The following is a 23,559-nucleotide window of genomic DNA, read 5'->3' on the forward strand; positions in this document are numbered from 1 at the left end:
GTGAATGCATGAGTTACAGGCTGGGTGTCGATGTCGGCGGCACGTTTACCGATCTGCTGCTGTTCGACGAACAATCTGGCGCCTTCTGGCGGCACAAGACCCCTTCGACCCCGCATGACAGTTCCGAAGGCATTCTGATCGGCGTGCAGGCGATCTGCGCCAAAGCCGGGATCACGCCGGCGGATGTCGAGATCTTCCTGCACGGCACGACGGTCGCGACCAATGCGGTGCTGGAGGGCAAGGGCGCGCGCGTCGGCCTGATCGTGACCGAAGGCTATCGCCAGGTGATGCAGATTGCGCGCAGTTTCGTCCCCGGCGGGCTCGCCGGCTGGATCGTCTGGCCCAAGCCGACCCCGCTCGCAGCATTGGAAGACACGGTCGAGATCAAGGGCCGCATGTCGGCGCAAGGGTCGGAAATCCGCCCGACCGATGATGCCGATATTCGCGCTGCGCTCGAGAAGCTGAAAGGCCAGGGGATCGAGGCGCTGACGGTCAGCCTGATGAACGCGTATCTGAACGGCGCGCACGAGAAGCGCGTGGCAGAGCTCGCCGCCGAAATCCTGCCCGATGTGCCGATTTCGCTGAGCCATGTCGTGCTGCCCGAGATGCAGGAGTACGAGCGCACGCTGACCACCGTCGCCAACGCTGCGGTGCGCCCGGTCGTGGGCCGCTATGTCCGCAACCTGCGCAGCCGGCTGCGCGATGCGGGCATGGCAGGCAAGCTGGCGCTGCTCCGCTCGGACGGGGGTCTCATGTCTTCGGAAAAATCCGAAGAGCATCCCGTCTCGCTGCTGATGTCGGGGCCTGCGGGTGGCGTCACCGGTGCGATCTGGGTCGGCAAAAACGCCGGTATCCACAATATCCTGACATTGGATGTCGGCGGCACCTCGACCGACGTCGCGCTGATCGAGAATCTGGAGGCGCGCCGCGTGCGTACGACCGAGGTCGGGCACCTTTCGGTCCGTGCTTCGGCGCTCGACGTCAAGACCGTGGGGGCGGGCGGTGGATCGATCGCCTATGTGCCCGAACTGACCGGCGCGCTGCGTGTCGGCCCGCAATCGGCGGGCGCGGTGCCGGGGCCGGTCGCCTATGGCAAGGGCGGCGAACTGCCCACCGTGACCGACGCCAATGTCGTGCTCGGCTATCTGCCCGAAGCGCTGCTCGGCGGCACGTTCAAGCTCGACCGCGAAGGCGCGAAAAAGGCGGTGCAGACCATCGCCGATGCGCTCGGCATCGACCTCTATGCCGCCGCACGCGGTATCATCGATATCGTCAACGAGAACATGTTCGGCGCGCTGCGCATGATCTCGGTGCAGCAGGGCTATGACCCGCGCGATTTTGCGCTGATGGGCTTTGGCGGGGCAGGCCCGCTGCACGTCAACGCGGTCGCGCGGCTGATGGGCAGCTGGCCTGCGATCTCGCCGGTGAGCCCCGGCGTGCTGTGCGCGCTCGGCGATGCGACGACGCGGATGCGCACCGAAACCGCGCGCAGCTTCTCGCGCCTGGCTTCGCAGACGACGCTCGAGGAACTGGGCGGCATTCTGGACGAGATGGCGGCGCAGATCGGCGACGAGCTGGTCGCCGAAGGCGTCGCGAAGGACGATGTGACCATCACCTTCGAGGTCGATGTCCGCTATGCGGGGCAAGCCTTCGAGGTGCCGATGTCGGTCACCCGCGATGACCTGCACACCCACGGCATCGAATGGCTGACCGGGCGCTTCGACGAGGAGCACCATCGGCTGTTCACCTTCAACATGGACAGCGAGCACGAGATCGTGAACCTGCGCGCCGTGGCGATGGGCCAGGCGCTCGACCTGCCTGCCGCCAAGCTGCCTGAGGGTAATGGCGATCCATCGGCAGCCAAGCTGCGCGATCATGAGCTGTGGATGGACGGTAGCATGGTCCCGGCGATCATCTACGACCGATCGAAACTGCTCGCCGGGGATGTGATCTCCGGACCCGCCATCGTCATCGAAATGGATTCCACCACGCTGATCGAGGCGGACTGCACCGGCACCGTGGACAGTGTCGGCAACATCCTGATCACGCTGAAATGAAGGGGAACGCGGAAAACTTCTCTCCCTTCACGGGAGAGAAAAGACTTGGCTTGGCAGCTTGCCGCCTAGCAAGTCTTAGAGAGGGCATGGCGCAGCATCGCGGTCGCCGCCCCCTGACCCAGCTCCGTCTAAGCTCCTTCGTCGCCAAGACTTCGCAACCCTCTCCCGCAAGGGGAGAGGGGCATTTGGAGATGCTCTAATGCCCGCAACCATCATCCAGACCAACACCGCCCCGTTCGAGAAAAAGGCGATCGATCCGGTCACGCTCGACATCATCGAAAACGCCCTGCGCAATGCGCGCATCGAGATGGACGCAACCCTGGTGCGCACCGCCATGTCGCCGGGTATCCGCGAGCAGGGCGATGCCTTTCCGCTGATCGCCGACCATGAAGGGCGGATGATCGTCGGCCAGTTCGGCAGCTTTATCGGCGGCTTTCTCGAGGGCTATGACGGCACGCTCGAGGACGGCGACATGATCTTCCTGTCCGACCCCTATTCGGTCGGCGGCGCGATCAGCCATTGCAACGACTGGCTGGTGCTGCTGCCGGTGTTCAAGGATGGCCGCCTGCTCGCCTATACGGCGATGTTCGGTCACCAGAGCGACATTGGCGGCAAGGTGCCAGGGTCTATGCCGATCGATGCGACCAACATTTTCCAGGAGGGCGTGCGCATTCCGCCGGTCAAGATCTGGAAGAAGGGCGTCTATAACGAGGATCTGGTCAAGCTGGTGCTGCACCAGAGCCGAACGCCCGCCTGGTGCGCGGCGGACTTGAACGCACTGATCGCATCATGCCGCGTCGCCGCGCGCCGCGTGATCGAGATGAGCGAGCGGTTCGGCATCGACACCTATGTCTCAGCCACGCAGGAGCTGCTCGCGCGCAACCACCGCGCGATGAAGACGCTGCTTACCCAGGCGATCAGCGAGGAGCCGGTCAGCTTCGAGGATTATATCTGCGACGACGGCATGGGTTATGGCCCGTACAAGCTGAAATGCACGATGTGGCGCGAGGGCGATACCGTCATTCTCGATTTCGACGGCACCGACCCGCAGAGCCAGGCCTCGATCAATTTCCTGCTCAACGAGAACATGTTCAAGATGTTCTTCGGCATTTACATGATCATGGTCTTCGATCCCCAGATCCTGTTCAACGACGGGTTCTACGATCTGATCGAGGTGCGCATTCCGGAAGGATCGCTGCTGAAGCCGCGCTATCCCGCCGCGCTTTCGGGCCGCACCCATGCGCTGGGCCGCATCTTCGACATCCTGGGCGGGCTGCTGGGGCAGAAGACGCCCGAATTCCTCAACGCCGCCGGCTTCTCGTCCAGCCCGCACCTGTTCTATGCGGGGACAGACAAGAAGGGCGACTGGTTCCAGCTGTTCCAGATCGGCTTTGGCGGCATTCCGGGCCGTCCGATGGGCGACGGGCCCGACGGCCATTCGCTCTGGCCGGGCTTCACCAACGTGCCCAACGAGTTTCTCGAGCGCTATTTCCCGCTGGTCATCGAACGCTATGAGACCGTCGCGGACTCGGGCGGCGCGGGGCTGCATCGCGGCGGCAACGGCATCGTCATGACCTATCGTTTCCTCGAGCCGGGCGTCATCGCCATTCATGACGATCGCTGGTTCGTGCCGCCCTGGGGCGTCAATGGCGGCAAGCCGGGCGCTCGCGCGCGCAAGATCCTCGAAAAGCCCGATGGCACGCAAACCATCGTCGGCAACAAGGTGGAGGATGTCGCCATCGAAGCGGGCGATGTCCTGCACTTCATCACCTGGGGCGGCGGCGGCTGGGGCGACCCGCTCGAGCGCGATCCCGAGCTGGTAGGCAAGGAAATCCGCCAGGGTCTGGTCACGCCTGTCGGCGCCAAAGCCTATGGCGTGGTCGCCGATGGCGAAGGCGTGGTTGATCCGGCCGCAACCGAGGCTCTGCGGGCGGAGATCCGTGCCGGTCGCGGCGATCTGCCGCTGTTCGATTACGGGCCTGGCATCGAGACCTTGCGCGCCAATTGCGAGGCCGAAACCGGGCTGCCCGCGCCGATCCAGCCGCGCTGGGCCAATTACGCCATTGCTGCAGAATAAGGGACGGATGAGATGAGCCAGGAAAACCGGGGGGCATTGGCCGGCATTCGTGTCGTCGAACTGGGGCAGTTGATCGCAGGCCCGTTCTGCGGCCAGTTGCTCGGCGACATGGGCGCGGAAGTGATCAAGGTCGAACCCCCGGCCATCGATGGAAAAGGCGGCGGCGACCCCATGCGCAACTGGGGCCATGGCGAGCACAAATTGTGGTGGGAGGTCGTCTCGCGCAACAAGAAGTCGGTGACCGCCAATCTGCGTGTCGCCGAAGGTCAGGAGGTCGTGCGCAAGCTCGCCGCGCATGCCGATATCCTGATCGAGAATTTCAAGCCCGGCACGATCGAGAAATGGGGTCTGGGCCCTGATGCGCTGCACGCGATCAACCCGCGCCTGATCATTGTGCGCGTCTCGGGCTATGGTCAGACCGGGCCTTATTCGTCGCGCGCAGGCTTTGGCGGCATCGGCGAGGCGATGGGCGGCTGGCGCGCGATCGTCGGCGATCCCGATCGTCCGCCCAGCCGCATGGGTGTGTCGATCGGCGACAGCCTGGCGGCCACTTATGGCTGCATGGGCGCGCTCGCCGCGCTGCATGCGCGCGAACGAACGGGCAAGGGCCAGGTCGTCGACAGCGCGCTTTATGAGGCGGTGCTGCAGGTGATGGAAAGCCTGGTGCCCGAGTACATGGTCAGCGGTCATGTCCGCAAGCGCACGGGATCGATCCTCGAAGGCATTGCGCCGAGCAACGTCTACCAATGCAGCGACGGCGAATATCTGATCGGCGCCAATCAGGACGCGGTGTTCGCGCGGCTGTGCCAGGCGATGGGGCGGCCGGAGCTTGCGACCGATCCGCGCTATGTCAGCCATGTCGCGCGCGGGCAGAACCAGAAGGAGCTCGATGATCTGATCGAGGCCTGGACGAGGACGCTGACCGTCGCCGAAGTCGAGGCGTTGATGATCGAGTACAGCGTGCCCGCAGGCAGGATCTACGGTGCGGCGGACATGCTCGAGGACGAGCATTTCAAGGCGCGCGAGGCGTTGGTCGAGGTCGACAGCCCGCGCTGGGGCAAGTTCGCGATGCAGAACAGCTTCCCAAAGCTGTCCGATACGCCGAGCGGAATCCGCAGCCTCGCGCCGCAGAGCATCGGCGAGCATAATGACGAGATCTATGGGACATTGCTCGGCATGGACCAGCAGACGATCGACAATCTGAAGGCCGCCGGCGCGATCTGATCCAGCCCTGTTGCTCCGTCATTCCCGCGAAAGCGGGAATCCCGCTTCTTTCTGTACCTTGCGTACAAGCGGGACCCCCGCCTTCGCGGGGGTGACGGAAAGGGACAGGCAGCCGTAACTTCGTTCAGCCTTTCAACCCTGCCAGATAGTCGAGCGCCTCGGCCTCGCGCACGACATCGGCATATTTCGCGTCCATGTCGAACAGGTTCGCCTCGTGCGGCGCCTGGTGGCGGTCGCCACAGGCATCGGCGATGACGATCGGGATGAAGCCGTGGCTTGAGGTATCGACACAGGTCGCGCGCACGCAGCCGCTGGTGGAAAGCCCGGTGAGCAGCACCGTGTCGACGCCCATCGCGGTCAGCGTCGCGGCGAGCGACGTGCCGAAAAACGCGCTGGGATATTGCTTGGAAATGATGAGCTCGTCGGCGTTCGGCTCCAACCCCTGCGGCCAGGCGCCCATCAGTGATCCTGCCTTGAACACCGCGAGCAGCGGCGTCTTCTGCTTGAAGCGGCCGCCATCGACCATGCTGGGGTGATAGACGACATTGGTGTAGATGATCGGGATGTCCGCCGCACGTGCAGCATCGCGCACCCGGATCGCGCTCGCCAGAGCATCCTCGACGGCGGCATAGAGCGGACATTCCGGATCGAAATAGGCCTGGACGAAATCGATCAGCAGCAGGGCAGGGCGCTGGCCGAAGCCGATGCGGTTGCCGAACACGCCCGCATAGTTCGATGCCGCTTGCGATTCCGTCATGGCCAGACCCCCTTTGCCGCCGGTCCCCGCTGATTCGCGGGCCTGCTGTCTCAAGGGGCCAAGCTCAACAGGCTGGCGCAGCGGAATGCAAGCGCTGGGCTCCGCCATGCGGATGAATTTGCCCGCGAAAGCCATCGAACTGCGCGGCGATCACCCGCGCATAAGGTTCCGAACCCTGGGCCAGCACCAGCTCATGATCCTCCCAGAAAAGGAGCCCGCGCCGTTCGAACTCGGTCAGCACGGCGCGGGCAGTAGGGAGGAACTCGTCGTTCAGGCTCGCGCGGCCCCGGCAGAGCAGCGCATTGATGATATCGCCGCGGCGGATATCGTCGGCATTGAGCGCGACACCGCGCGTCGGCGTCAGCCGGCCTTCGCCCACCAGCTTGCGATAGGGGCCCGCATTCTTCTCGTTCTGCACGATCAGATCGGGAAAGATGCTGATCGCGCTGGCACCGAAGCCCAGCAGCGTCGAGGCACCATCATGCGTGAAGCCCTGGAAATTGCGGTTCACGCGGTTCTCGCGTGCGGCAATGGCGAGCGGATCATGCGGCAGCGCGAAATGGTCGAATCCCACCGGCACATAGCCTGCCTGGGTGAGTGTCAGATAGCCATAGGCGGCCTGTTCGAAGCGCTCGCGGTCATCGGGCAGATCGCGTGCATCGATCCGCTTCTGCCGCGGGATCATGTCGGGCAGGTGCGCATAGCCGAACAATGCGATGCGGCTGGGGGCAAGGCGGATGGTCTGCTGCAGCGTCGCGTCGAGATCGTCGAGATGCTGGCCGGGCAGGCCGTACATCAGATCGAAATTGATCGCATCGATGCCGCGCATGCGCAAGCTGGTCATCGCGGTCTCGATATGGTCGAGCGGCTGGATGCGGCCGATCGCGGCCTGGATGTGCGGCGCGAAGGTCTGCACCCCCATGCTTACCCGGCTGACCCGCGACGAGGCGAGCACCAGCGCCCATTCCGAGGTGAAGTTGCGCGGATCGATCTCGATCGACACCTCGGGGCGCGAGCAGTCGAACACCGTCATGATCCGGTCGAGCAGGCGTACGAACTCGACCGGCGCGATGGCATTGGGGCTGCCCCCGCCAAAGGCGATATGCTGCACGCGTCCACGCCCGCCGAGCCTTTTGGCGACCATCGCGATCTCGGCGCGCAAGGCGGTCAGATAATCGGTCAGCCGATGCTTGCGGTTCGCCGCGCCGGTATTGCAGCCGCAATACCAGCAGATCTGCTCGCAATAGGGTATGTGGACATAGAGCGAGAGAGGGGCCCCCGATTCCACCGCATCGAGCGCGCGCATATAATGCTGAGCCCCCACATCCTCGCCGAAATCGGCCGCGGTGGGATAGCTCGTATAGCGCGGCACGGGGCGGCTGAGCAGATCGGGGTGATATGTCCACATGCCCGCAGATTATGCCGCTTCATGCGGTGCAACATTGATGGAGGTCAAAGTTCCCTGAAAGACCTTCACAGTGCGTGGAATTCGCTCAGAAGCTCGACCAGCTCTCATCGTCGGGATCGGCCTTCAGCGCCAGATTGCCGGCCACCGGCGCGGGCCGATGCTTGGGGCGGGCCTGGCGCGTGGGCGGCTGGCTTGTGCGCTGGCCGGTGTCGAAGCCTTCGACCAGACGGGCAAGGTCGTTGGCCTCGTCGGCCAGGCTGCGGGCGGCGGCGTTGGACTGCTCGACCATCGCGGCATTCTGCTGCGTCATCTTGTCCATGTCGCTGACCGCCTGATTGACCTGCTGCAGGCGCAGCGCCTGGGCCTGGGCGGAATCGGCGATCTCTGCGATGCGGTCGTTGATCGCGGCGACACGTTCGCCGATCCGCATCAGCACGGTACCGGTCTCGTCGACCAGCGCCACGCCTTCGGCCACCGATGCGTGCGACGCCCCGATCAGCGCCTTGATGTCGCTGGCGGCATCGGCGGAACGCTGCGCAAGCGCGCGGACCTCGTTGGCGACCACGGCGAAGCCCTTGCCCGATTCGCCCGCACGCGCGGCTTCGACCCCGGCATTCAGCGCGAGCAGATTGGTCTGGAAGGCAATGCCGTCGATCACGTCGATGATGCTGGTGATCTCGCTCGAGGATTTCTGGATATGCCCCATCGCCTCGACTGCTCGGGTGACGACGATGCCGCCCTCGGTTGCGCTGCCATGCGCGTCGGAGACCTGCTGGCCGACCTCGAACGCGTTCTTCGCGGTTTGCTGCACCATGCCGGTGACCTCGCGCATCGCCGCCGCGCTTTCTTCGATATTTGCCGCCTGCTGCTCGGTACGCTGCGCCAGATCACCCGAGGCCGAGCGGATTTCGGCAGAGCCATTGAGCACATTGCCCGCCGAAGCGGCGGTGCGGGTGACCACCGCGCACAGCGTCTCCGTCGCGCTGTTGAAGCTGACCCGCAGCGGTTCGAACTCGGGCGGGAAGGCGGCGGTGATACGATAGGCGAGGTTGCGACTGGCGAGCGCCTCGAGACCCAGGGTCAGCTCGCGCACCACGCCCGCCTGGACGTCGGCGGCAAGACAGGCCTGCGAGGATTTGCGGAAGACCTCGATCGCGCGCATCATATCGGCGATTTCATCCATCGGCTTGTCGAGCCCCGCTTCGGCCTTGAGATCGCCCTCGGCCATGCGCCACATGACCCGGGACACGGCCTTCAACGGATCGACCAGGTGACGCCGCAGCAGCAGATTGGCGGCGGCCAGCACCAGCAGCAGGACGAGCCCCGCCACCGCCATCGCGACAAAAGCCATGGTGACATAGCTGTCGCCGGTCTGCCGGGTCGCGGCCTGATAGACGGAGGTCTGCTCGACCAGCCGGTCTATCTCGCGCCGGTGATCGGCATAGGCGGCGGCGAGCCGCGCGATGCTCTGCCGGGCGGCGATCTCGTCGCCGCGCTTCAGGCTGGGCAGGAAATACTGTTCAAGCTCGGTATAGAAGCGGCGGGCAGGCGCATCGACCTTGTGCACCTGGGCCTTCAGGTCATCGGGCAGGGTGGATGCGGCCCAGTGCTTCTGACGCGCGTCGAACTCGCCATGCAGCTTCTTCAGCCGTGCCGCATGATGATCGAGCCGCTGAGGCTCGGCCATCGCGAGCCGCGCTTCGAGATAGGATTCGAGGATATAGACGGGCGGCGGCAGGATATCGGCGACGAGATCGGACGCCTGCTGGTTGTCGTTAGAGATCGGGCCGCCGACGCTGATCGTCGCCATCGCCGCGCCGACGAATAGCGCGGTCGCTGCCAGGGTTGCGAAAATGACGCCGGTGCCTGCCAGCGTGGCCTTGCCGATCTGCATCTGTCCTGCCCTTTCGCGCCAGCCAGATCGCCCGGTCCCCGCGTCAATCGAGACCCGTGAGATGGGTGTCGGCCTTCGCACAAGGCCGTCTGGAATAGCGAATGAGCAGCAGGGTCGCGCAAAGCGCTGAATTTATGGTTAATGCCAAATTATGCTTGAGTAACAATGAATAGAACTGATCCTGGATCAAAGCGTTACCTCCGGCCTGTCTCCGGCCGTTTCAGAATTCCGCCCAGTCGCCATCATCGGACTTGAGAGCAAGATTGCCTGAAATTACCGGCAGGCGAGGAGCGGCGCGCCTTTGCGTATTGACCGCTGCAACCTGTGGCCGACCGGTTTCGAAGGCTTCGACCAGCGTCGCGAGTTCGCTCGCTTCATCGGCCAGGCTGCGCGCGGCAGCGTTGGACTGTTCGACCATGGCGGCATTCTGCTGGGTCATCTTGTCCATGTCGCCGACCGCCAGATTGACCTGCTGCAACCGCACCGCCTGCATCTGTGCGGAGTCCGCGATATCGGCAATGCGCGCGTTGATCCTCGCCACGCGCTCGCCGATCTGCAGCAGGACCGCGCCGGTCTCGTCGACCAGGGCCACGCCGTCGGCCACCGACTGGTGCGACGTGGTGATCAGGTCCTTGATGTCATGCGCTGCGTCGGCGGAGCGCTGGGCGAGCGCGCGCACCTCGTTGGCGACCACGGCAAAGCCCTTGCCCGCCTCGCCCGCGCGCGCCGCCTCGACCCCGGCGTTGAGCGCGAGCAGGTTGGTCTGGAAGGCGATGCCGTCGATCACGTCGATGATGCTGGTGATCTGGCTCGCCGATTTCTGGATGCTGTCCATCGCCGCTACTGCGCGGGCGACCACCTTGCCGCCATCGGCGGCGCTCGCATGCGCTTCGGAAATGTCGCGACCGACATCGGTCGCGTTGCGCGCGGTCTGGTGCACCATCTCGGTGACCTCACGCATCGCGGCCGCACTTTCCTCCAGATTGGCGGCCTGCTGCTCGGTGCGCTGGGCGAGATCGTTCGAGGCGGAGCGGATCTCCGCCGCGCCGTTCAGCACATGGCCTGCCGATGCCACGCTATGGCTCAGGACCTCGGCCAGCTCTGCCATGGTCTGGTTGAAGCTGGTGCGCAGCGCTTCATATTCGTCGGGGAAACGCGCGTCGATGCGACGGGTCAGCTGCTTGGCAGCGAGCGCATCCAGCCCGCCGGTCAACTCGCGGACGATGAAAGCCTGTTTCTGCTCGGCGGCGAGCCGCGACCGCGAGGCTGCGCGGAAAACCTCGATCGCGGCGATCATGTCGGCAATCTCGTCGACCGGCTTTTTGACCTCGGCCCGCGCGTCGAGATCGCCGCCGGCCATCCGCCGCATGGTATCGGCGACCGATTTGAGCGGGGTGATCGCATAGCGCGACAGCAGCCCATTGGCTGCTGCGAGCACCAGAGCAAGGATGAGCCCCGCCAGCGCCATGCTCCAATACGCAAAGCTGGCCTGAGCCGCGCCGGCTTCGCGCGTTTCAGCCTGATAGGCGGACGTCTGCTCGACCAGCTCGTCGATCTCGCGCCGATGTGCGGCATAGGCGCGGCCCAGGGCATCGATGCTCGCCGATGCCGCCGCCATGTCGCCGCGCTTCAGGCTCGGGAGAAAGCGACCTTCAACCTCTGCAAAGAACTGTTGCGCGGGCGCATCGACCCTGGTCAGCTGCGCCTTGAGCGGATCGGGCAGGGTCGAGGCGGTCCAGTGCGCCTGGCGGGTCTCATATTCGCCCTGCAGTTTTGCCAGTCGCTCGGCATGGCGCCGCATCGCGCGCGGCTCGACCATCGCCAGGCGCGCTTCCAGATAGGATTCCAGAATATAGACGGGCGGCGGCAGGATATCGGCGACCAGATCCGATGCCTGCTGGTTTGCGGCAACGACCGGGCCGCCGACGCTGATCGTGCTCAACGTCGTGCCGACATAGAGCGCCGCGACAGCGACCGTGGAGAAGATGACGCCGGACCCGATAAGTGTTGCCTTTTTCAGATCCATCGTCCGCGCTCCTTTCATTGGCGACCCGGAGCACGCACAAACGATTGCGAACGCCGGCTGCATTAAGCTTCGACCCCCCTGTTTTGGGGGGTAGCCTCCCGTACGACTGGACAGTTCAAGCATTGGTTAACAACGGCCCTTTTCCGCAGCAGATCTGGACCGATCACCCCCTATTTCAGGGGGGTGTGGCGTAAAGAAAGATTGACACAAACGGATCGCGATAACGGTGCGGGCAACGATTGCAGATCCGGGACAGGCTTGCTACAGCAGGCCAAAAATCATTGTGTATCAATATTTTTGTCGCCTGGTCGCGGCCCACATTGCCTGATCCTCCGGTTGACGCAAACCTCCAATCGAAATGGTTAATATCTTCAGAATTGGGTTAACGGCGCGCCCGTCAAATTGGATTTGTAAAATTTGCCGGGACATGGCCGCAAACCCGCAGAAAAGCGCTGATCGGCGCAAATTACCTCCGCATCGGATGTAATTTGCGCGAGAACCCAGACAGTTCTCGTGCGCTCGCGACCCGTGCCAGGCGGGGAACGGTCCTGTGCGTCGCCTCGTATGCTTCCTGTCGGGCCGGGTGACACAGGAGAAACCCCATGCATAACAGTTTTGTATCTGCCATTTTCGACAACGAGCGCCAAGCCGGACAAGCGGTCGAACAGCTCCGCACCGCGGGCGTGCCGGATAGCGCGATCTCGATTGTCGCCAGATCGGACAATGGCAAGGCCACTACGACCGATGGGGCCGGAGAAGAAACAACGCGCGATGTGCTCGGCACAGCGGCCGCAGGCGCAGGACTTGGTGCGCTGTTCGGCATTGCCGCGCTCGCCATTCCCGGCGTCGGGCCCTTCATTGCAGCTGGCGCGATTGCGGAGGCAGCGGTCGGCGGCGCGGCAGTGACCGGAACCGTGGTCGGGGCTGCAGCTGGCGGTCTGCTAGGCGTGCTTACTAGCCATGGCGTGGATGAGGACGAAGCGCGCTTCTATGAAGAGCGCATGACCCAAGGCGGCATCTTCGTTTCGGTCGATGCCGATTCCGCAGGCGTCTCCCCGGTGCATGTGCGCGATATCCTGTTCGGCGCAGGCGGCTACAATTCCACCGGCGCGCGCAGCGGCACGCTTGCCTGACGAGACAGATTGTCAGGGCGGTGGCCGACAGTCACCGCCCTTGCATCGCTGCCCGCGCCTCAGCAGTGCGAACCGGATTTGCCTGCAAGCCCCTTGGTCCGGCGGTCGGTCATCGCATGGCAGGCCTTGGCGCAATCGCCTTGCTTTTTCGGCAGGCCGTCGTCGCGTTCGGGAATGACGATCGTCGTCGTCCCGCCATTGCAATTTTCCATGACCAGCACCCGAACCTGCGCACGGGCGAGCGGGGCGTTGATCATCGCGATGGCGATAATGAGCGCGCAAAGGGCGGGAAGTCCGCCGGGAAGGCGCAACGCGTTCATGGCAGGGCCTTTCCGGCATCAGCATCGTCGTCAACCAGAATGCGCACGGCAGCGCCATCCATGTCGTCATACTGACCGCCCTGGACGGACCAGAAGAACGCCCCCAGGCCCAGCAGCCCGAGCGACAGCGCGATGGGGATCAGCAACAGCAGGCCGTTCATTTCAAAGCTCCCTTGAGGCGCAGCGCATTGCCGACGACGATCAGCGATGAGCCCGACATGGCGATTGCCGCGACCAGCGGCGTGACCAGTCCGGCAAAGGCCAGCGGCACCGCGATGACATTGTATCCGATCGCCAGCGCGAAATTCTGGCGAACGATGGCCTGGGTGCGGCGTGCCATGCGGATCGTATCGACCACGGGCATTAGCCTGTCGCCCATGAAGATGCAGTCCGAGGCGTTCTTGCCGACATCGCTGGCCGATCCGGGCGCCATCGAGGCGTGGCCGGCGGCGAGCGCAGGACCATCGTTCAGGCCGTCGCCGATCATCAGCACCTTGTGGCCCGCGCCGCTGCTCCGTGCGATGGCGGCGAGCTTGTCCTGCGGGCTGAGCCCGGTCATCGCGGTAAGGCCCAAAGTACGCGCAACCGGCGCTACGGCCTCGGTACGGTCGCCCGAGAGAATCATCGCATCGACACTCTCAGCCTTCAAGGCAGCGATGGCCTCTACAGCATCGGGGCGCAGCGCGTCGGCAAAGCGTACCAGCGCAACGGGATGCCCATCGATGCTAAGCTCGCTCGCCAGTTCGCTGCCCGCTTCCGGACCTTGCGGCCTGCCCAGCGTGACCGGCTGGCCCTGCCACAGCGCGGCGACGCCGAAACCGGGCGTTTCCTGAACTTCGTCGATCTGCGCGGCGTGCACGCCCTGCGCGGTCAGGTCGCGGTTGAGCGCGGCGCTCAAGGGATGGCGGCTCATCTGCGCCAGCGCCAGCAGCAACGGGTAATGCTGCGGCGCGATCTCGCCCAGGTTGCTCGCGACGGGGCGCCCGAGCGTCAGCGTGCCGGTCTTGTCGATCAGTGCGCGGTCGATCTCGGCCATGCGCTCGAGTGCGGAGCCGTCCTTGATCAGCACCCCGCGCTTCATCAGCGCCCCTGCTGCCACGATCTGCGCCGCGGGCACGGCGAGGCCGAGCGCGCAGGGGCAGGTGATGATCAGCACCGCCACCGCGATCAGCAGCGCCTCGTGCCAGCCTGCACCCGCGACCACCCATCCGGCAAAGGCGGTGAGCGCCAGCCCGTGCACCGCAGGAGCATAGAGCCGCGCGGCGCGGTCGGCGATGCGGACATAGCGCGACTTGCCTTGCGAGGCTTCACCCATCAGCCGGGCGATATCGGCGATCGCGGTATCGGTTCCGGCGGCGGTCACGCGCACGCGCACCGGCGCGTCGATATTGAGCGTACCGGCGTGCACCGGATCGTCGAGATCGGCATCCTGAGGCGCGCTTTCGCCGGTGAGCAGCGACAGGTCGATCCGGGTGCGGCCCTGCACGATCACGCCGTCGGCTGCCAACCGTTCGCCCGCTGCGACCAGCATCACCATGCCGGGCTGCAGGGCCGTTGCGTCGGTCCAATGCGTATTGCCATCTGCGCCGACGACCATTGCGCCGGTGCCCATGTTGCGGAGCAGCGCCGTGACGCCGCCGCGCGCGCGGTCGCGCATCACGCTGTCGAGCCAGCGCCCGCACAGCAGGAAGAACAGCAGCATGACGGCGCTGTCAAAATAGGCATGCGCGCCGTGCGTCGCGGTCTCGTAGAGGCTCAGCGCGGTGGCGAGCGTCACGCCGATGCTGATCGGCACGTCCATGTTGGTGTGCCCGTGCCGCAGCGCGCGCCAGGCCGAGCGGAAGAAGGGTCGTCCGGCATAGGCGATGGTCGGCAGGGCAATCAGTGCCGAGAGCCAGTGGAACAGGTCGCGCGTCACCCCGGTCGCGCCCGACCAGACCGAGACCGAGAGCAGCATGATGTTCATCATGGCAAAGCCCGAGACCGCGACCGCGCGGACCAGCTCCTTGCTGCTGGCCGCTTCGCCATCCAGGTCCTTCGGGCCCTCGCCGATCGGGTGCGCCTCGAAGCCCAATGAGGTGAACGCGCCAAGCAGGTCGGGCATCTCGGCATCGGCGGTATGCGCCAGGTGCACGCGCTTTTCGGTGAAGTTGACGCGCGCGGCTTTGATCCGGGCATCGCGCACCAGGCCCTGTTCGAGCTTGGAGATGCATCCGGCGCAGCGGATATCGGGCACGGCAAAGTCGCGTTCGATCAGCGCCGTTTCGGGCGCGAGACGGGTCATCACGTTCACTTGAGGTCCCTCCGATAGCGTGCCTCGTCGCCGCCATGGGCCACGGCGAGCTCGATCCGCCAGCGGCCCTGCGGCAGCATTCGGGTCGAGATCATGCCGCCCTGGCCGTCACCGACCATCACCAGCGCCTGCGACGGCAGACGGCCGAGCGGGTGGTGGATCATCGCCTTGGCGCTTTCGATCGGAAGCTTCGCGTCCTCATGCGCCAGCGTCACGCGGACATGCCGGGTACGGTCGAGCCAGACCGAGGGCTGCCAGCCGAGTCGGTCCTGCGCCTCAGCCTTGGCGAGCAGTTCGTTATAGTGCTGGCTGGCGACATAGCTGTTGTCGACCACCGTGCCGCCGAAGCTCGACAGCGCGAACCGGGCCATGGCGAAGTTCACCGCCATCACGATCGCGAAGAAGCCCACCAGGATGCCGGTCATGTGCCAGCCGGTGAACGGGCGGGGGGCGGTACGCGTGGTCATTACTGGGCCTCCGGGCGGTCGAACTGGATGGTGTCGCTATCGCCGCGCGGGTCGCCGTCCCGGCCTTGCGTCGCGATGGTGAAGTCCTGGCGCGCCGGCCCCTTGGCGGGTGCCGCGACGAACAGGCGGACGCGAGTGACGCTGTCGGGCGAGATGGTCATCTCGACCCGCTGGCTTGCCTTTTCGCGCGATCCGGTCTCGGTCCAGAGCTGCGCCCCGGGCAGCCCGCTGACGGTGATCGCCACCTTGCGCGGGCGCGCTTCCATGTTGCGCAGCTTGAGCGTGTAGTTGTTGCGGATCATGCCGTCGGACAGCTGGACATAGAGCGGGCTGCGCTCGTGCTGCACGGCCAGGTCCAGCCGGGTGCGCTGGCCGAGCGTGAACAGCATCGCGAGGCCGATCGTGCACCAGATGGCGAGATAGACCATCAGCCGCGGACGCAGCAGCGTCTTGAGCACGGGCTGCGCGGTGCCGCCGGCGCGTTCCACCGCGACATCGTCGAGCGCGCAATAGTCGATCAGCCCGCGCGGACGGCCGACCTGCGCCATCACCGTGTCGCAGGCATCGATGCACAGCGCGCAGGTGATGCAGCCGATCTGCGGCCCGGTGCGGATATCGATGCCGGTCGGGCAGACCGCGACGCACTGGTTGCAATCGACGCAATCGCCGATGCTGCCCGGATGCGCGAGCGCCTTTTTCAGGCTTCCGCGCGGTTCGCCGCGCCAGTCCTTGTAGGTCACCAGCAGCGATTTTTCGTCCATCATCGCGGTCTGAATGCGCGGCCACGGGCACATGTAGATGCACACCTGTTCGCGCATGAAGCCGCCGAGCACGAAGGTCGTCATGGTCAGCACGCCGACCGTGGCATAGGCGACATAGGCCGCCTCGCCGGTCCAGAATTCGCGGGTCAACGTCGGCGCATCGGCGAAATACATGATCCACGCGCCGCCGGTCCAGAAGGCGATGGCGAGATAGAGGCCGTATTTGAGCGCGCGCTTTCCGATCTTCTCCAGCGTCCAGGGGCCATTGGCGAGCCGGATCTGCGCGTTGCGATCGCCGTCGATCAGCCGGTCGACATGCTGGAACAGGTCGGTCCACACCGTCTGCGGGCAGGCATAGCCGCACCAGGCCCGGCCGACTGCGCTGGTGACCAGGAACAGGCCGATGCCCGCCATGATCAGCAGGCCCGCGACATAATAGAATTCGTGCGGCCAGATTTCGATCTGGAACATGTAGAAGCGCCGGTTCGCCAGATCGATCAGCACCGCCTGATCGGGCGCATAGGGGCCGCGATCCCAGCGGATCCACGGCGTGCCGTAGTAGATGGCCAGGGTCACGGCCATGATCAGCCATTTCAGGCGTCGGAAAGTGCCGTCCACCTTCTTGGGGTAGACGCCCTTGCGCGCGGCGTAGAGCGGGCCTTCGACGTTCGCAAGGGCGTCGGGGTTAGCCATTATCGGCCTCCCCTTTGGGCTTAGCGGTGAGGACAGGAGCGGGAGCGTCCTCTCCGCCGCCCAAAGAATGGACGTAAGCGCTGAGCATCTTGATGGTCACCGCATCGAGCTTGTCGTTCCAGCGCGGCATCACGCCGTTGCGCGGGGCGTAGATCGTCTTCGCGATCGCCTCGCGGCTGCCGCCATAGAGCCAGACCGCGTCGGTCAGCTTCGGGCCGCCCAGCTCACGGATGCCCTCGCCGTTCGTGCCGTGACAGGCGACGCAGTTCGCCTCGAACAAGGCCGCGCCGCGCGCCGAGGAGGCGCTGGGCTTTTCCTGGCGGCTGATGACGCGGACATGGCTCACCAGATCGTTGATCGCGGCGGCATCGAGAATGCCGTCCTTGCCGAATGCGGGCATCATGTTCATCCGCGTTTCGTCATGATCGGGGTTGCGGATGCCGTGGGTCAGCGTGGTCTCGATCGCGGCGAGGTCGCCGCCCCAGAGCCAGTCGTCATCGGTCAGGCTGGGATAGGCGCCGACCACGCCCGCGCCGCCCGCACCATGGCACTGTACGCAATGCACCTTGAACGCGGCGCTGCCGCCCTGGATCGCGGCTTCGAGCAATTCGGGCTTGGCTGCCAGATCGGTGATCGAGGTAGCGGCAATGGCCTTCGCGATCGGGGCGCGCTTGGCGTCCTGCGCGGCCAGCTCGGCCTTGAGATCGCCGCGGCTCGACCATTCGAGCACGCCGCGCGTGGCGCTGTTGACCATCGGCCAGGCCGGGAACAGCACGACATAGACCGCCGCCCAGGCGATGGTCGCGTAGAAGGTCCACAGCCACCAGCGCGGCAGCGGGGTGTTCAGCTCTTCGATGCCGTCCCATTCATGGCCGACGGTGGCGGTGCCGGTGGGTTCGTCGATGCGGCTCTTGTCAGACATTGTCGTCTTCCCTGAAGATCATGTTGGCGGCGTCGTGGTTGTGCTGGCGCGCGCCCTTGCGGAAGGGCCAGGCGATCAGGCCGATGAACAGCACGGTCATGGCGAGCAGGCCCCAGCTGTCGGCAAAGTGGCGCAGATCGTCATAGGTCATGGATTGGCTCCCTTGGGCGCTGCAGCGGCGACCTTGGCGGGGGCAGGGGCATCGCCCTGGTCCTGCGGCGCGGCCTTTTCGACATCGACCAAGGTGCCCAGCATCTGCAGATACGCGATCAGCGCATCCATCTCGGTGATCCGCGAGGGATCGCCGTCGAAATCGCGCACCTGCGCCTTGGGATAGCGCGCCTGCAATTCGGTGGCGCCATCCGCATTGGGGTCGGCCTGCGCTTTCAGATCGGCATTGGCAGCGGCGATCGCGGCCTTGCTGTACGGCACGCCCACCCGCGACAAAGCGGTGAGATCATCGCTCATGTCGCCCGCATCGAGCTCGCGCTCGGCGAGGAACGCATAAGGCGGCATGATCGATTCCGGCACCACGCTGCGCGGATCGGCGAGGTGCGCGCGGTGCCATTCGTCCGAATAGCGCTTGCCGACACGCGCCAGATCGGGACCGGTGCGCTTCGACCCCCATTGGAACGGGTGATCGTACATGCTCTCGGCCGCCAGGCTGTAATGGCCATAGCGTTCCACCTCGTCGCGGAACGGGCGGATCATCTGGCTGTGGCAGGTATAGCAGCCCTCGCGCATGTAGATGTTGCGTCCGGACAGCTCGAGCGGGGTATAGGGGCGCATCCCCTCGACCTTCTCGATTGTGTTGTCGATCCAGAAGAGCGGGGCGATCTCCACGATGCCGCCGACGACGACGGCGGCGAGCGCGCCCAGACCCAGCAGGGTGATGTTGCGTTCCAGCTTCTTGTGGCTGAAGCGCGGTTCGGCGATATTGTCGGCCATTTCTCGGCTCCCTTATTCGGCGGGCACGGCGACCAGCGGGCGGTCGGCGGCGGCATTGTGCGGCGTCTCGGTCATCGGCTTCTCGTCGCGGACCTTGCCGGCCAGCGTCGCCCAGACGTTGACGATCATGATGATGAAGCCGCTGAGGTAGAGCAGGCCGCCAAAGGCGCGCATCAGGTACATCGGGTGCATCGCGGCGACGGTTTCGACGAAGCTGTAGACCAGATATCCGTCGCTTCCGTATTCGCGCCACATCAGGCCCTGCATGATGCCCGCGACCCACATCGACGCGGCGTAGAAGACGATGCCGGCGCTCGCGAGCCAGAAGTGCCAGTTGACCATCCGCAGCGAGTACAGGCGCTCACGACCCCAGAGCCGCGGGACCAGATAGTACATGCAGGCAAAGGTGATCATGCCGTTCCAGCCGAGCGCACCGCTGTGCACATGGCCGATGGTCCAGTCGGTATAATGCGACAGGCTGTTGACCGACTTGATCGACATCATCGGGCCTTCGAAGGTGCTCATGCCGTAAAAGGCGAGCGCCATGACCATCATGCGGATGATGGGATCGGTGCGGATCTTGTCCCATGCGCCGTTGAGCGTCATCAGGCCGTTGATCATGCCGCCCCAGCTCGGCATCCACAGCATGATCGAAAAGACCATGCCCAGGGTCTGCGCCCAGTCGGGCAGCGCGGTATAGTGGAGGTGGTGCGGACCCGCCCAGATATAGAGGAAGATCAGCGACCAGAAGTGGATGATCGACAGCCGATAGCTGTAGACCGGGCGTTCGGCCTGCTTGGGCACGAAGTAATACATCATCGCCAGGAAGCCGGCGGTCAGGAAGAAGCCGACGGCGTTATGGCCGTACCACCACTGGGTCAGCGCATCCTGCACGCCCGCGAAGGCCGCATAGCTCTTCGATCCGAAGATGGTGGCGGGCAGCGACAGGTTGTTCACCACGTGCAGCATCGCGATGGTGATGATGAAGCTGAGATAGAACCAGTTGGCGACATAGATATGCGGTTCGCGCCGACGGACGATCGTGCCGACGAACACCGCCAAATAGGCGAGCCAGACGATGGTCAGCCACAGATCGACATACCATTCGGGCTCGGCATATTCCTTCGCCTCGGTCACGCCCATGAGGTAACCCGTGGCGGCGAGCACGATGAACAGCTGGTAGCCCCAGAAGACGAAGCGGGCGAGGGCAGGGAAGGCCAGGCGCGCGCGGCAGGTGCGCTGCACGACGTAGAAGCTGGTCGCGATCAGCGCATTGCCGCCGAACGCGAAGATCACCGCCGAGGTATGCAGTGGCCGCAAGCGCCCGAAGGTCGTGAACTCCAGATTGAAGTTGAGCGCGGGATAGGCAAGCTGCAGCGCGATGAACAGTCCGGCGGCGAGCCCCGCCGTGCCCCAGAACAATGTCGCGATGACACCCCAGCGGATGGGATCGTCGTCATATTGCCCCTGATCGGCCGGTGCCTTCAGGATCCCGCGCGCGATCGCGCCATAATCGGCACGGCTCATGGTGAACCAGAGCGCCAGCAGCGCGGCGATCATCATGATCGTCATGTGCACCGCATAGGGCGTGTCGACGGCCATCACCGCCATTGCCAATGCCAGCAGGGCAAGGCCCAGCCAGCCCCCGGCCTTCAAAACCAAACCATCCATAACGCTTGTCCCCGTGCACGCGGCTTCACAGCAGAATCCGCGCTTCCTCCGCAGGGGTTTGCCCCGAGTGGCGGGCCAAGACATTGATCCGGGTCAAAGAAAATTTTGCGCCGCATCAATGCGACGAACCGAGGCCCAAGGCAGGGAAGCGGTCACTCAAGGAGGAGTGATCATCATGAACACCAAGATTATCCCGCTGGCTCTAACGGCAGCTGCGCTGGCCCTTCCCGGCCAGGCGATGGCACAGGCGGGCGAAGTGCATTTCAAGGTTCTGGGCACGCTCGTCGCGCCCGATGGCAAGATCAAGGACGTCAAGGTCGACCGCATCGGTCTGCCCGCCGGAACCCAGACCAAGGCGAACGACAATTTCGTGCCCACGGTCGCGATCGAATATTTCCTCGCCGATTCGCTGTCGGTCGAAACCATCGCCGGGGTGACCGAGCATGATGTCGACGGGCGCGGCGCGCTCGCCGGGGCCGGGCTGGTCTCGAACGCCAAGATCGTCCCCGCCACGGTCACGCTGAAATATCATTTCGGCAAAGCCGGCGGCATCCGCCCCTATATCGGCGCGGGTCCCAGCTATTTCATCTTTATCAACGAAAAACCGGGCGCGACGACGCGGGCGCTCGGCGCCACCAGCCAGAAGATCAACGACACCGTCGGCGCGGCGCTGCAGGCGGGCGTGGACATTCCGGTGAACGACAAGGGGCTGTTCATCTCGGCCGACGTGAAGCGCTATTTCCTGCGCCCGCTGGCCAGCTGGCGTGCCAATGGCGTCGAGGTGCTGCGCACCCGGCACGAGCTTGACCCCTGGGTGATCAGCGCCGGTATCGGCTTCCGCTTCTGACGAAGCGGCGGTGGGTGACTCAGCCCGCCATCTCTTCCATCGCGGCGCGGTTTCGGATCACGATCTCGCGGCGCGATGGCAGGGAGAGCAGCCCGTCGCTCTTCATCCGGGTGAGTTGGCGGCTGGTGGTCTCGATGGTGAGGCCCAATATGTCGGCGATCTGCTGACGGCCGAAGGGCAGCTCGAACCCATTGAGCGATCCATCGGCATTGCAGCCCTGGCCCGACAGGCGATCGGACATTTCGAGCAGGAACGATGCGACCTTTTCGGTTGCCGACTTGCGGCCCAGCAGCATCATCCAGTGGCGCGCGCGGTCGAGCTCATCGAGCGTCCGGCGGAGAAGCTTCTGCTGAAGGTCGGGATGGTCGCTGGCGAAATCGTCGAACGCGTTGCGGTTGAAGATGCAGACCTCGGCATCGGTCATCGCGGTAACGCTGTATGGGCTTTCCTTGCCGAACGGACGGCCGATGAAATCGGACGGAAAGACGATGCCGACAATCTGCTCGCGCCCGTCCGATGCGGCGACGACGAGCTTGAGCACGCCCTCGAGCACATTGGCGACGACGGGCGCGTCATCGCCTTCCCACAGCAGGGTGTGTCCGGCCTTGACCTTCTGGCGGCGACCCATCTTGCCCAGGATCAGCAATTCGTCGGGCGTCAGGCTCGAACAGATCGCGCGGTTCCGCACGATGCAGGAAGAACAGTCGTTCATGGCCCATCCCTAACCAGAAAGCTGTCAAATAGACATAACATTGTTACGGGCGCGGGGGTAGTCCCGCAAAAGTGATCGCGCTTTCGGCTCCATTTTCGGCCACGGCAGCAACGCCTGCGAAATAATCGTCGACGATGATGCCGGGCAGCGTCAGCTTGGTATCGGTGGTTTCCTGCGACTGTTCCCAGTCGCGCGCATCGGCCCTGCGCCAATAGACTTTGTAGCGCGCCGCGCCCGGAACCTCGGCCCAGCTCACCTTGGTGTCGGTGCTGAGCGCGCCGCCCAGTACCGCGCTGGCGGGCGCAGGCGGGGCGCTGGCGAGTTCGCGGATGACCGCGATGTTGAGCGCGGTAACGCGCGCGAGATAGGGAAAGTCCATCTCGTCGATGGTATCACCGAACTTGCGCCCGTTTTCCTCGCGAATGTCCTGATGCTGGTGATCGTAATTCTCGACGCCGACGGTGAAGCGGATCGCCGGATAGCCCAGTTCCAGCGCGGGAAGGTGATCGCCGCCGCGCGAGAAGCGGTCGGGGCGGCGGACGCCGAAGACCTCTAGTCCCAGATCGCCGCGGGCCTTGCCGACGCGCTGTGCGGCGCGCATCAGCGCCCGCGAGGGGCCGTCATCCTCCGCGCCGCTGCCGCGACGCGCCATCGCTTCGACCACCGATTCCGATGCGCGGATGCCCTCGCTGAACACGCGCACCCGGTCGGCGACCTTGCGGCCATCCTGACCCTCGGTATTGCCGACGATATCGTTGTTGAGCAGCGCGCGCACCTGCCAGCCGCGCGCCCGTGCGGTCTCGGCAATCAGCCGACCGCCCCACAGCCCCTGTTCCTCGCCCGAGAGCACGGCATAGATGATCGTCGGCGCGAACTTTTCCTTGCTCAGGGCACGCGCGGCTTCGAGCACCAGCGCCACGCCTGAGCCGTCGTCGTTCGCGCCAGGCGCGTCGCTGGTGAAATCGGCGACGTCCGACACGCGGCTGTCGATATGCGCGGAAATGATGATGACATCATCGGGATTGCCCGTCCCGGCCTGCACGCCCAGCACGTTGACGACATTGACGCCATTGGGCGCGCGCGGGCCGGTGAAGCGCCGGTCGATCTGCTCGACGGTGATGCAGCCGCCGCACGCCTTGCCGATCTTTGCGAATTCCGCTGCCGCCCAGCGCCTTGCCGCACCGATGCCGCGCGTGGGATGGTCGGGCGAGGACAATGTGTGGCGCGTGCCGAAGCTCACCAGCTTCTCGACATCGGCGCGCAGGCGGCCGGGATCGGCCTCTGGCGCGGCGAGCGCGGGGGTAACGGAAAGGGAAAGGGCGGCGACCAGGGTTGCGATCTTGAGCATG

Annotated in this window: 20 protein-coding genes; 5 read left to right on the forward strand and 15 right to left on the reverse strand. The window is 65.0% G+C overall.

What is annotated here, in order from left to right:
- The first annotated feature begins 8 nt into the window (after positions 1–8).
- The 3 genes from OPU69_RS04635 to OPU69_RS04645 all read left to right on the forward strand — a co-directional run bounded on the left by OPU69_RS04635 (position 9) and on the right by OPU69_RS04645 (position 5,358).
- On the forward strand, positions 9–2,057 hold the full coding sequence (locus tag OPU69_RS04635; protein ID WP_498509497.1) for a hydantoinase/oxoprolinase family protein: 2,049 nt from the start codon (positions 9–11) through the stop codon (positions 2,055–2,057).
- 199 nt (positions 2,058–2,256) lie between these two features.
- Complete coding sequence (locus tag OPU69_RS04640) at positions 2,257–4,134, forward strand: hydantoinase B/oxoprolinase family protein (protein WP_498509498.1); 1,878 nt, start codon at positions 2,257–2,259, stop codon at positions 4,132–4,134.
- Positions 4,135–4,146: 12 nt separating this feature from the next.
- Positions 4,147–5,358, forward strand: coding sequence for a CaiB/BaiF CoA transferase family protein (locus tag OPU69_RS04645; protein WP_498509499.1), 1,212 nt, complete (start codon positions 4,147–4,149; stop codon positions 5,356–5,358).
- A 124-nt stretch (positions 5,359–5,482) separates the two neighbouring features.
- On the opposite strand, the gene OPU69_RS04650 is transcribed toward OPU69_RS04645, so the two are convergent.
- The 4 genes from OPU69_RS04650 to OPU69_RS04665 form a co-directional block, all read right to left on the reverse strand.
- Complete coding sequence (locus OPU69_RS04650; protein ID WP_498509500.1) at positions 5,483–6,115, reverse strand: isochorismatase family protein; 633 nt, start codon at positions 6,113–6,115, stop codon at positions 5,483–5,485.
- 64 nt (positions 6,116–6,179) lie between these two features.
- Positions 6,180–7,523 (reverse strand): oxygen-independent coproporphyrinogen III oxidase, encoded by a 1,344-nt coding sequence (gene hemN / locus OPU69_RS04655; RefSeq protein ID WP_498509501.1) that lies wholly within the window; start codon positions 7,521–7,523, stop codon positions 6,180–6,182.
- 85 nt (positions 7,524–7,608) lie between these two features.
- A complete protein-coding gene (locus OPU69_RS04660) occupies positions 7,609–9,417 on the reverse strand; it encodes a methyl-accepting chemotaxis protein (protein ID WP_498509502.1) in 1,809 nt (602 codons plus the stop codon).
- Positions 9,418–9,637: 220 nt separating this feature from the next.
- Positions 9,638–11,443: a methyl-accepting chemotaxis protein gene (locus OPU69_RS04665; RefSeq protein WP_498509503.1), complete on the reverse strand. Its 1,806-nt coding sequence runs from the start codon at positions 11,441–11,443 to the stop codon at positions 9,638–9,640.
- Positions 11,444–12,045: 602 nt separating this feature from the next.
- Between OPU69_RS04665 and OPU69_RS04670 the strand changes: the two genes are divergently transcribed.
- Positions 12,046–12,576 (forward strand): hypothetical protein, encoded by a 531-nt coding sequence (locus OPU69_RS04670; protein ID WP_060980021.1) that lies wholly within the window; start codon positions 12,046–12,048, stop codon positions 12,574–12,576.
- 59 nt (positions 12,577–12,635) lie between these two features.
- On the opposite strand, the gene OPU69_RS04675 is transcribed toward OPU69_RS04670, so the two are convergent.
- Genes OPU69_RS04675 through ccoN form a run of 9 tightly spaced genes read right to left on the reverse strand, consistent with a single transcriptional unit; the run spans position 12,636 to position 20,651 of the window.
- Positions 12,636–12,896 (reverse strand): hypothetical protein, encoded by a 261-nt coding sequence (locus OPU69_RS04675; RefSeq protein WP_498509504.1) that lies wholly within the window; start codon positions 12,894–12,896, stop codon positions 12,636–12,638.
- Complete coding sequence (gene ccoS / locus OPU69_RS04680; RefSeq protein WP_060980019.1) at positions 12,893–13,057, reverse strand: cbb3-type cytochrome oxidase assembly protein CcoS; 165 nt, start codon at positions 13,055–13,057, stop codon at positions 12,893–12,895. Before ccoS ends, OPU69_RS04675 begins: the two co-directional genes overlap by 4 nt.
- Complete coding sequence (locus OPU69_RS04685) at positions 13,054–15,180, reverse strand: heavy metal translocating P-type ATPase (protein ID WP_498509593.1); 2,127 nt, start codon at positions 15,178–15,180, stop codon at positions 13,054–13,056. The genes ccoS and OPU69_RS04685 overlap by 4 nt, the downstream gene beginning before the upstream one ends.
- A 5-nt stretch (positions 15,181–15,185) precedes the next feature.
- Positions 15,186–15,656 (reverse strand): FixH family protein, encoded by a 471-nt coding sequence (locus OPU69_RS04690; protein WP_498509505.1) that lies wholly within the window; start codon positions 15,654–15,656, stop codon positions 15,186–15,188.
- A complete protein-coding gene (gene ccoG, locus OPU69_RS04695; RefSeq protein WP_060980018.1) occupies positions 15,656–17,110 on the reverse strand; it encodes a cytochrome c oxidase accessory protein CcoG in 1,455 nt (484 codons plus the stop codon). Before ccoG ends, OPU69_RS04690 begins: the two co-directional genes overlap by 1 nt.
- Complete coding sequence (gene ccoP / locus OPU69_RS04700; RefSeq protein ID WP_498509506.1) at positions 17,103–18,032, reverse strand: cytochrome-c oxidase, cbb3-type subunit III; 930 nt, start codon at positions 18,030–18,032, stop codon at positions 17,103–17,105. The genes ccoG and ccoP overlap by 8 nt, the downstream gene beginning before the upstream one ends.
- Positions 18,025–18,183 carry a cbb3-type cytochrome c oxidase subunit 3 gene (locus OPU69_RS04705; RefSeq protein WP_060980016.1) on the reverse strand — a complete coding sequence of 53 codons (159 nt, stop codon included), beginning with the start codon at positions 18,181–18,183 and terminating at the stop codon, positions 18,025–18,027. Before OPU69_RS04705 ends, ccoP begins: the two co-directional genes overlap by 8 nt.
- Positions 18,180–18,980 (reverse strand): cytochrome-c oxidase, cbb3-type subunit II, encoded by an 801-nt coding sequence (gene ccoO, locus OPU69_RS04710; protein ID WP_060980015.1) that lies wholly within the window; start codon positions 18,978–18,980, stop codon positions 18,180–18,182. The genes OPU69_RS04705 and ccoO overlap by 4 nt, the downstream gene beginning before the upstream one ends.
- Positions 18,981–18,992: 12 nt before the next feature.
- Positions 18,993–20,651, reverse strand: coding sequence for a cytochrome-c oxidase, cbb3-type subunit I (ccoN, locus tag OPU69_RS04715; RefSeq protein ID WP_060980014.1), 1,659 nt, complete (start codon positions 20,649–20,651; stop codon positions 18,993–18,995).
- A gap of 175 nt (positions 20,652–20,826) precedes the next feature.
- Between ccoN and OPU69_RS04720 the strand changes: the two genes are divergently transcribed.
- Positions 20,827–21,498, forward strand: coding sequence for an OmpW/AlkL family protein (locus OPU69_RS04720; protein ID WP_060980027.1), 672 nt, complete (start codon positions 20,827–20,829; stop codon positions 21,496–21,498).
- Positions 21,499–21,517: 19 nt separating this feature from the next.
- Here OPU69_RS04720 and OPU69_RS04725 read toward each other — a convergent pair whose 3' ends face one another.
- Together OPU69_RS04725 and OPU69_RS04730 are read right to left on the reverse strand one after the other, a co-directional pair.
- The gene (locus OPU69_RS04725) at positions 21,518–22,210 is read right to left on the reverse strand and encodes a Crp/Fnr family transcriptional regulator (RefSeq protein WP_498509507.1); all 693 of its coding nucleotides are present in this window, start codon (positions 22,208–22,210) and stop codon (positions 21,518–21,520) included.
- A gap of 43 nt (positions 22,211–22,253) precedes the next feature.
- On the reverse strand, positions 22,254–23,558 hold the full coding sequence (locus tag OPU69_RS04730; RefSeq protein ID WP_498509508.1) for a M20/M25/M40 family metallo-hydrolase: 1,305 nt from the start codon (positions 23,556–23,558) through the stop codon (positions 22,254–22,256).
- Position 23,559: the final 1 nt, after the last annotated feature.

It is taken from the genome of Blastomonas sp. 34TW (genome assembly GCF_059803595.1).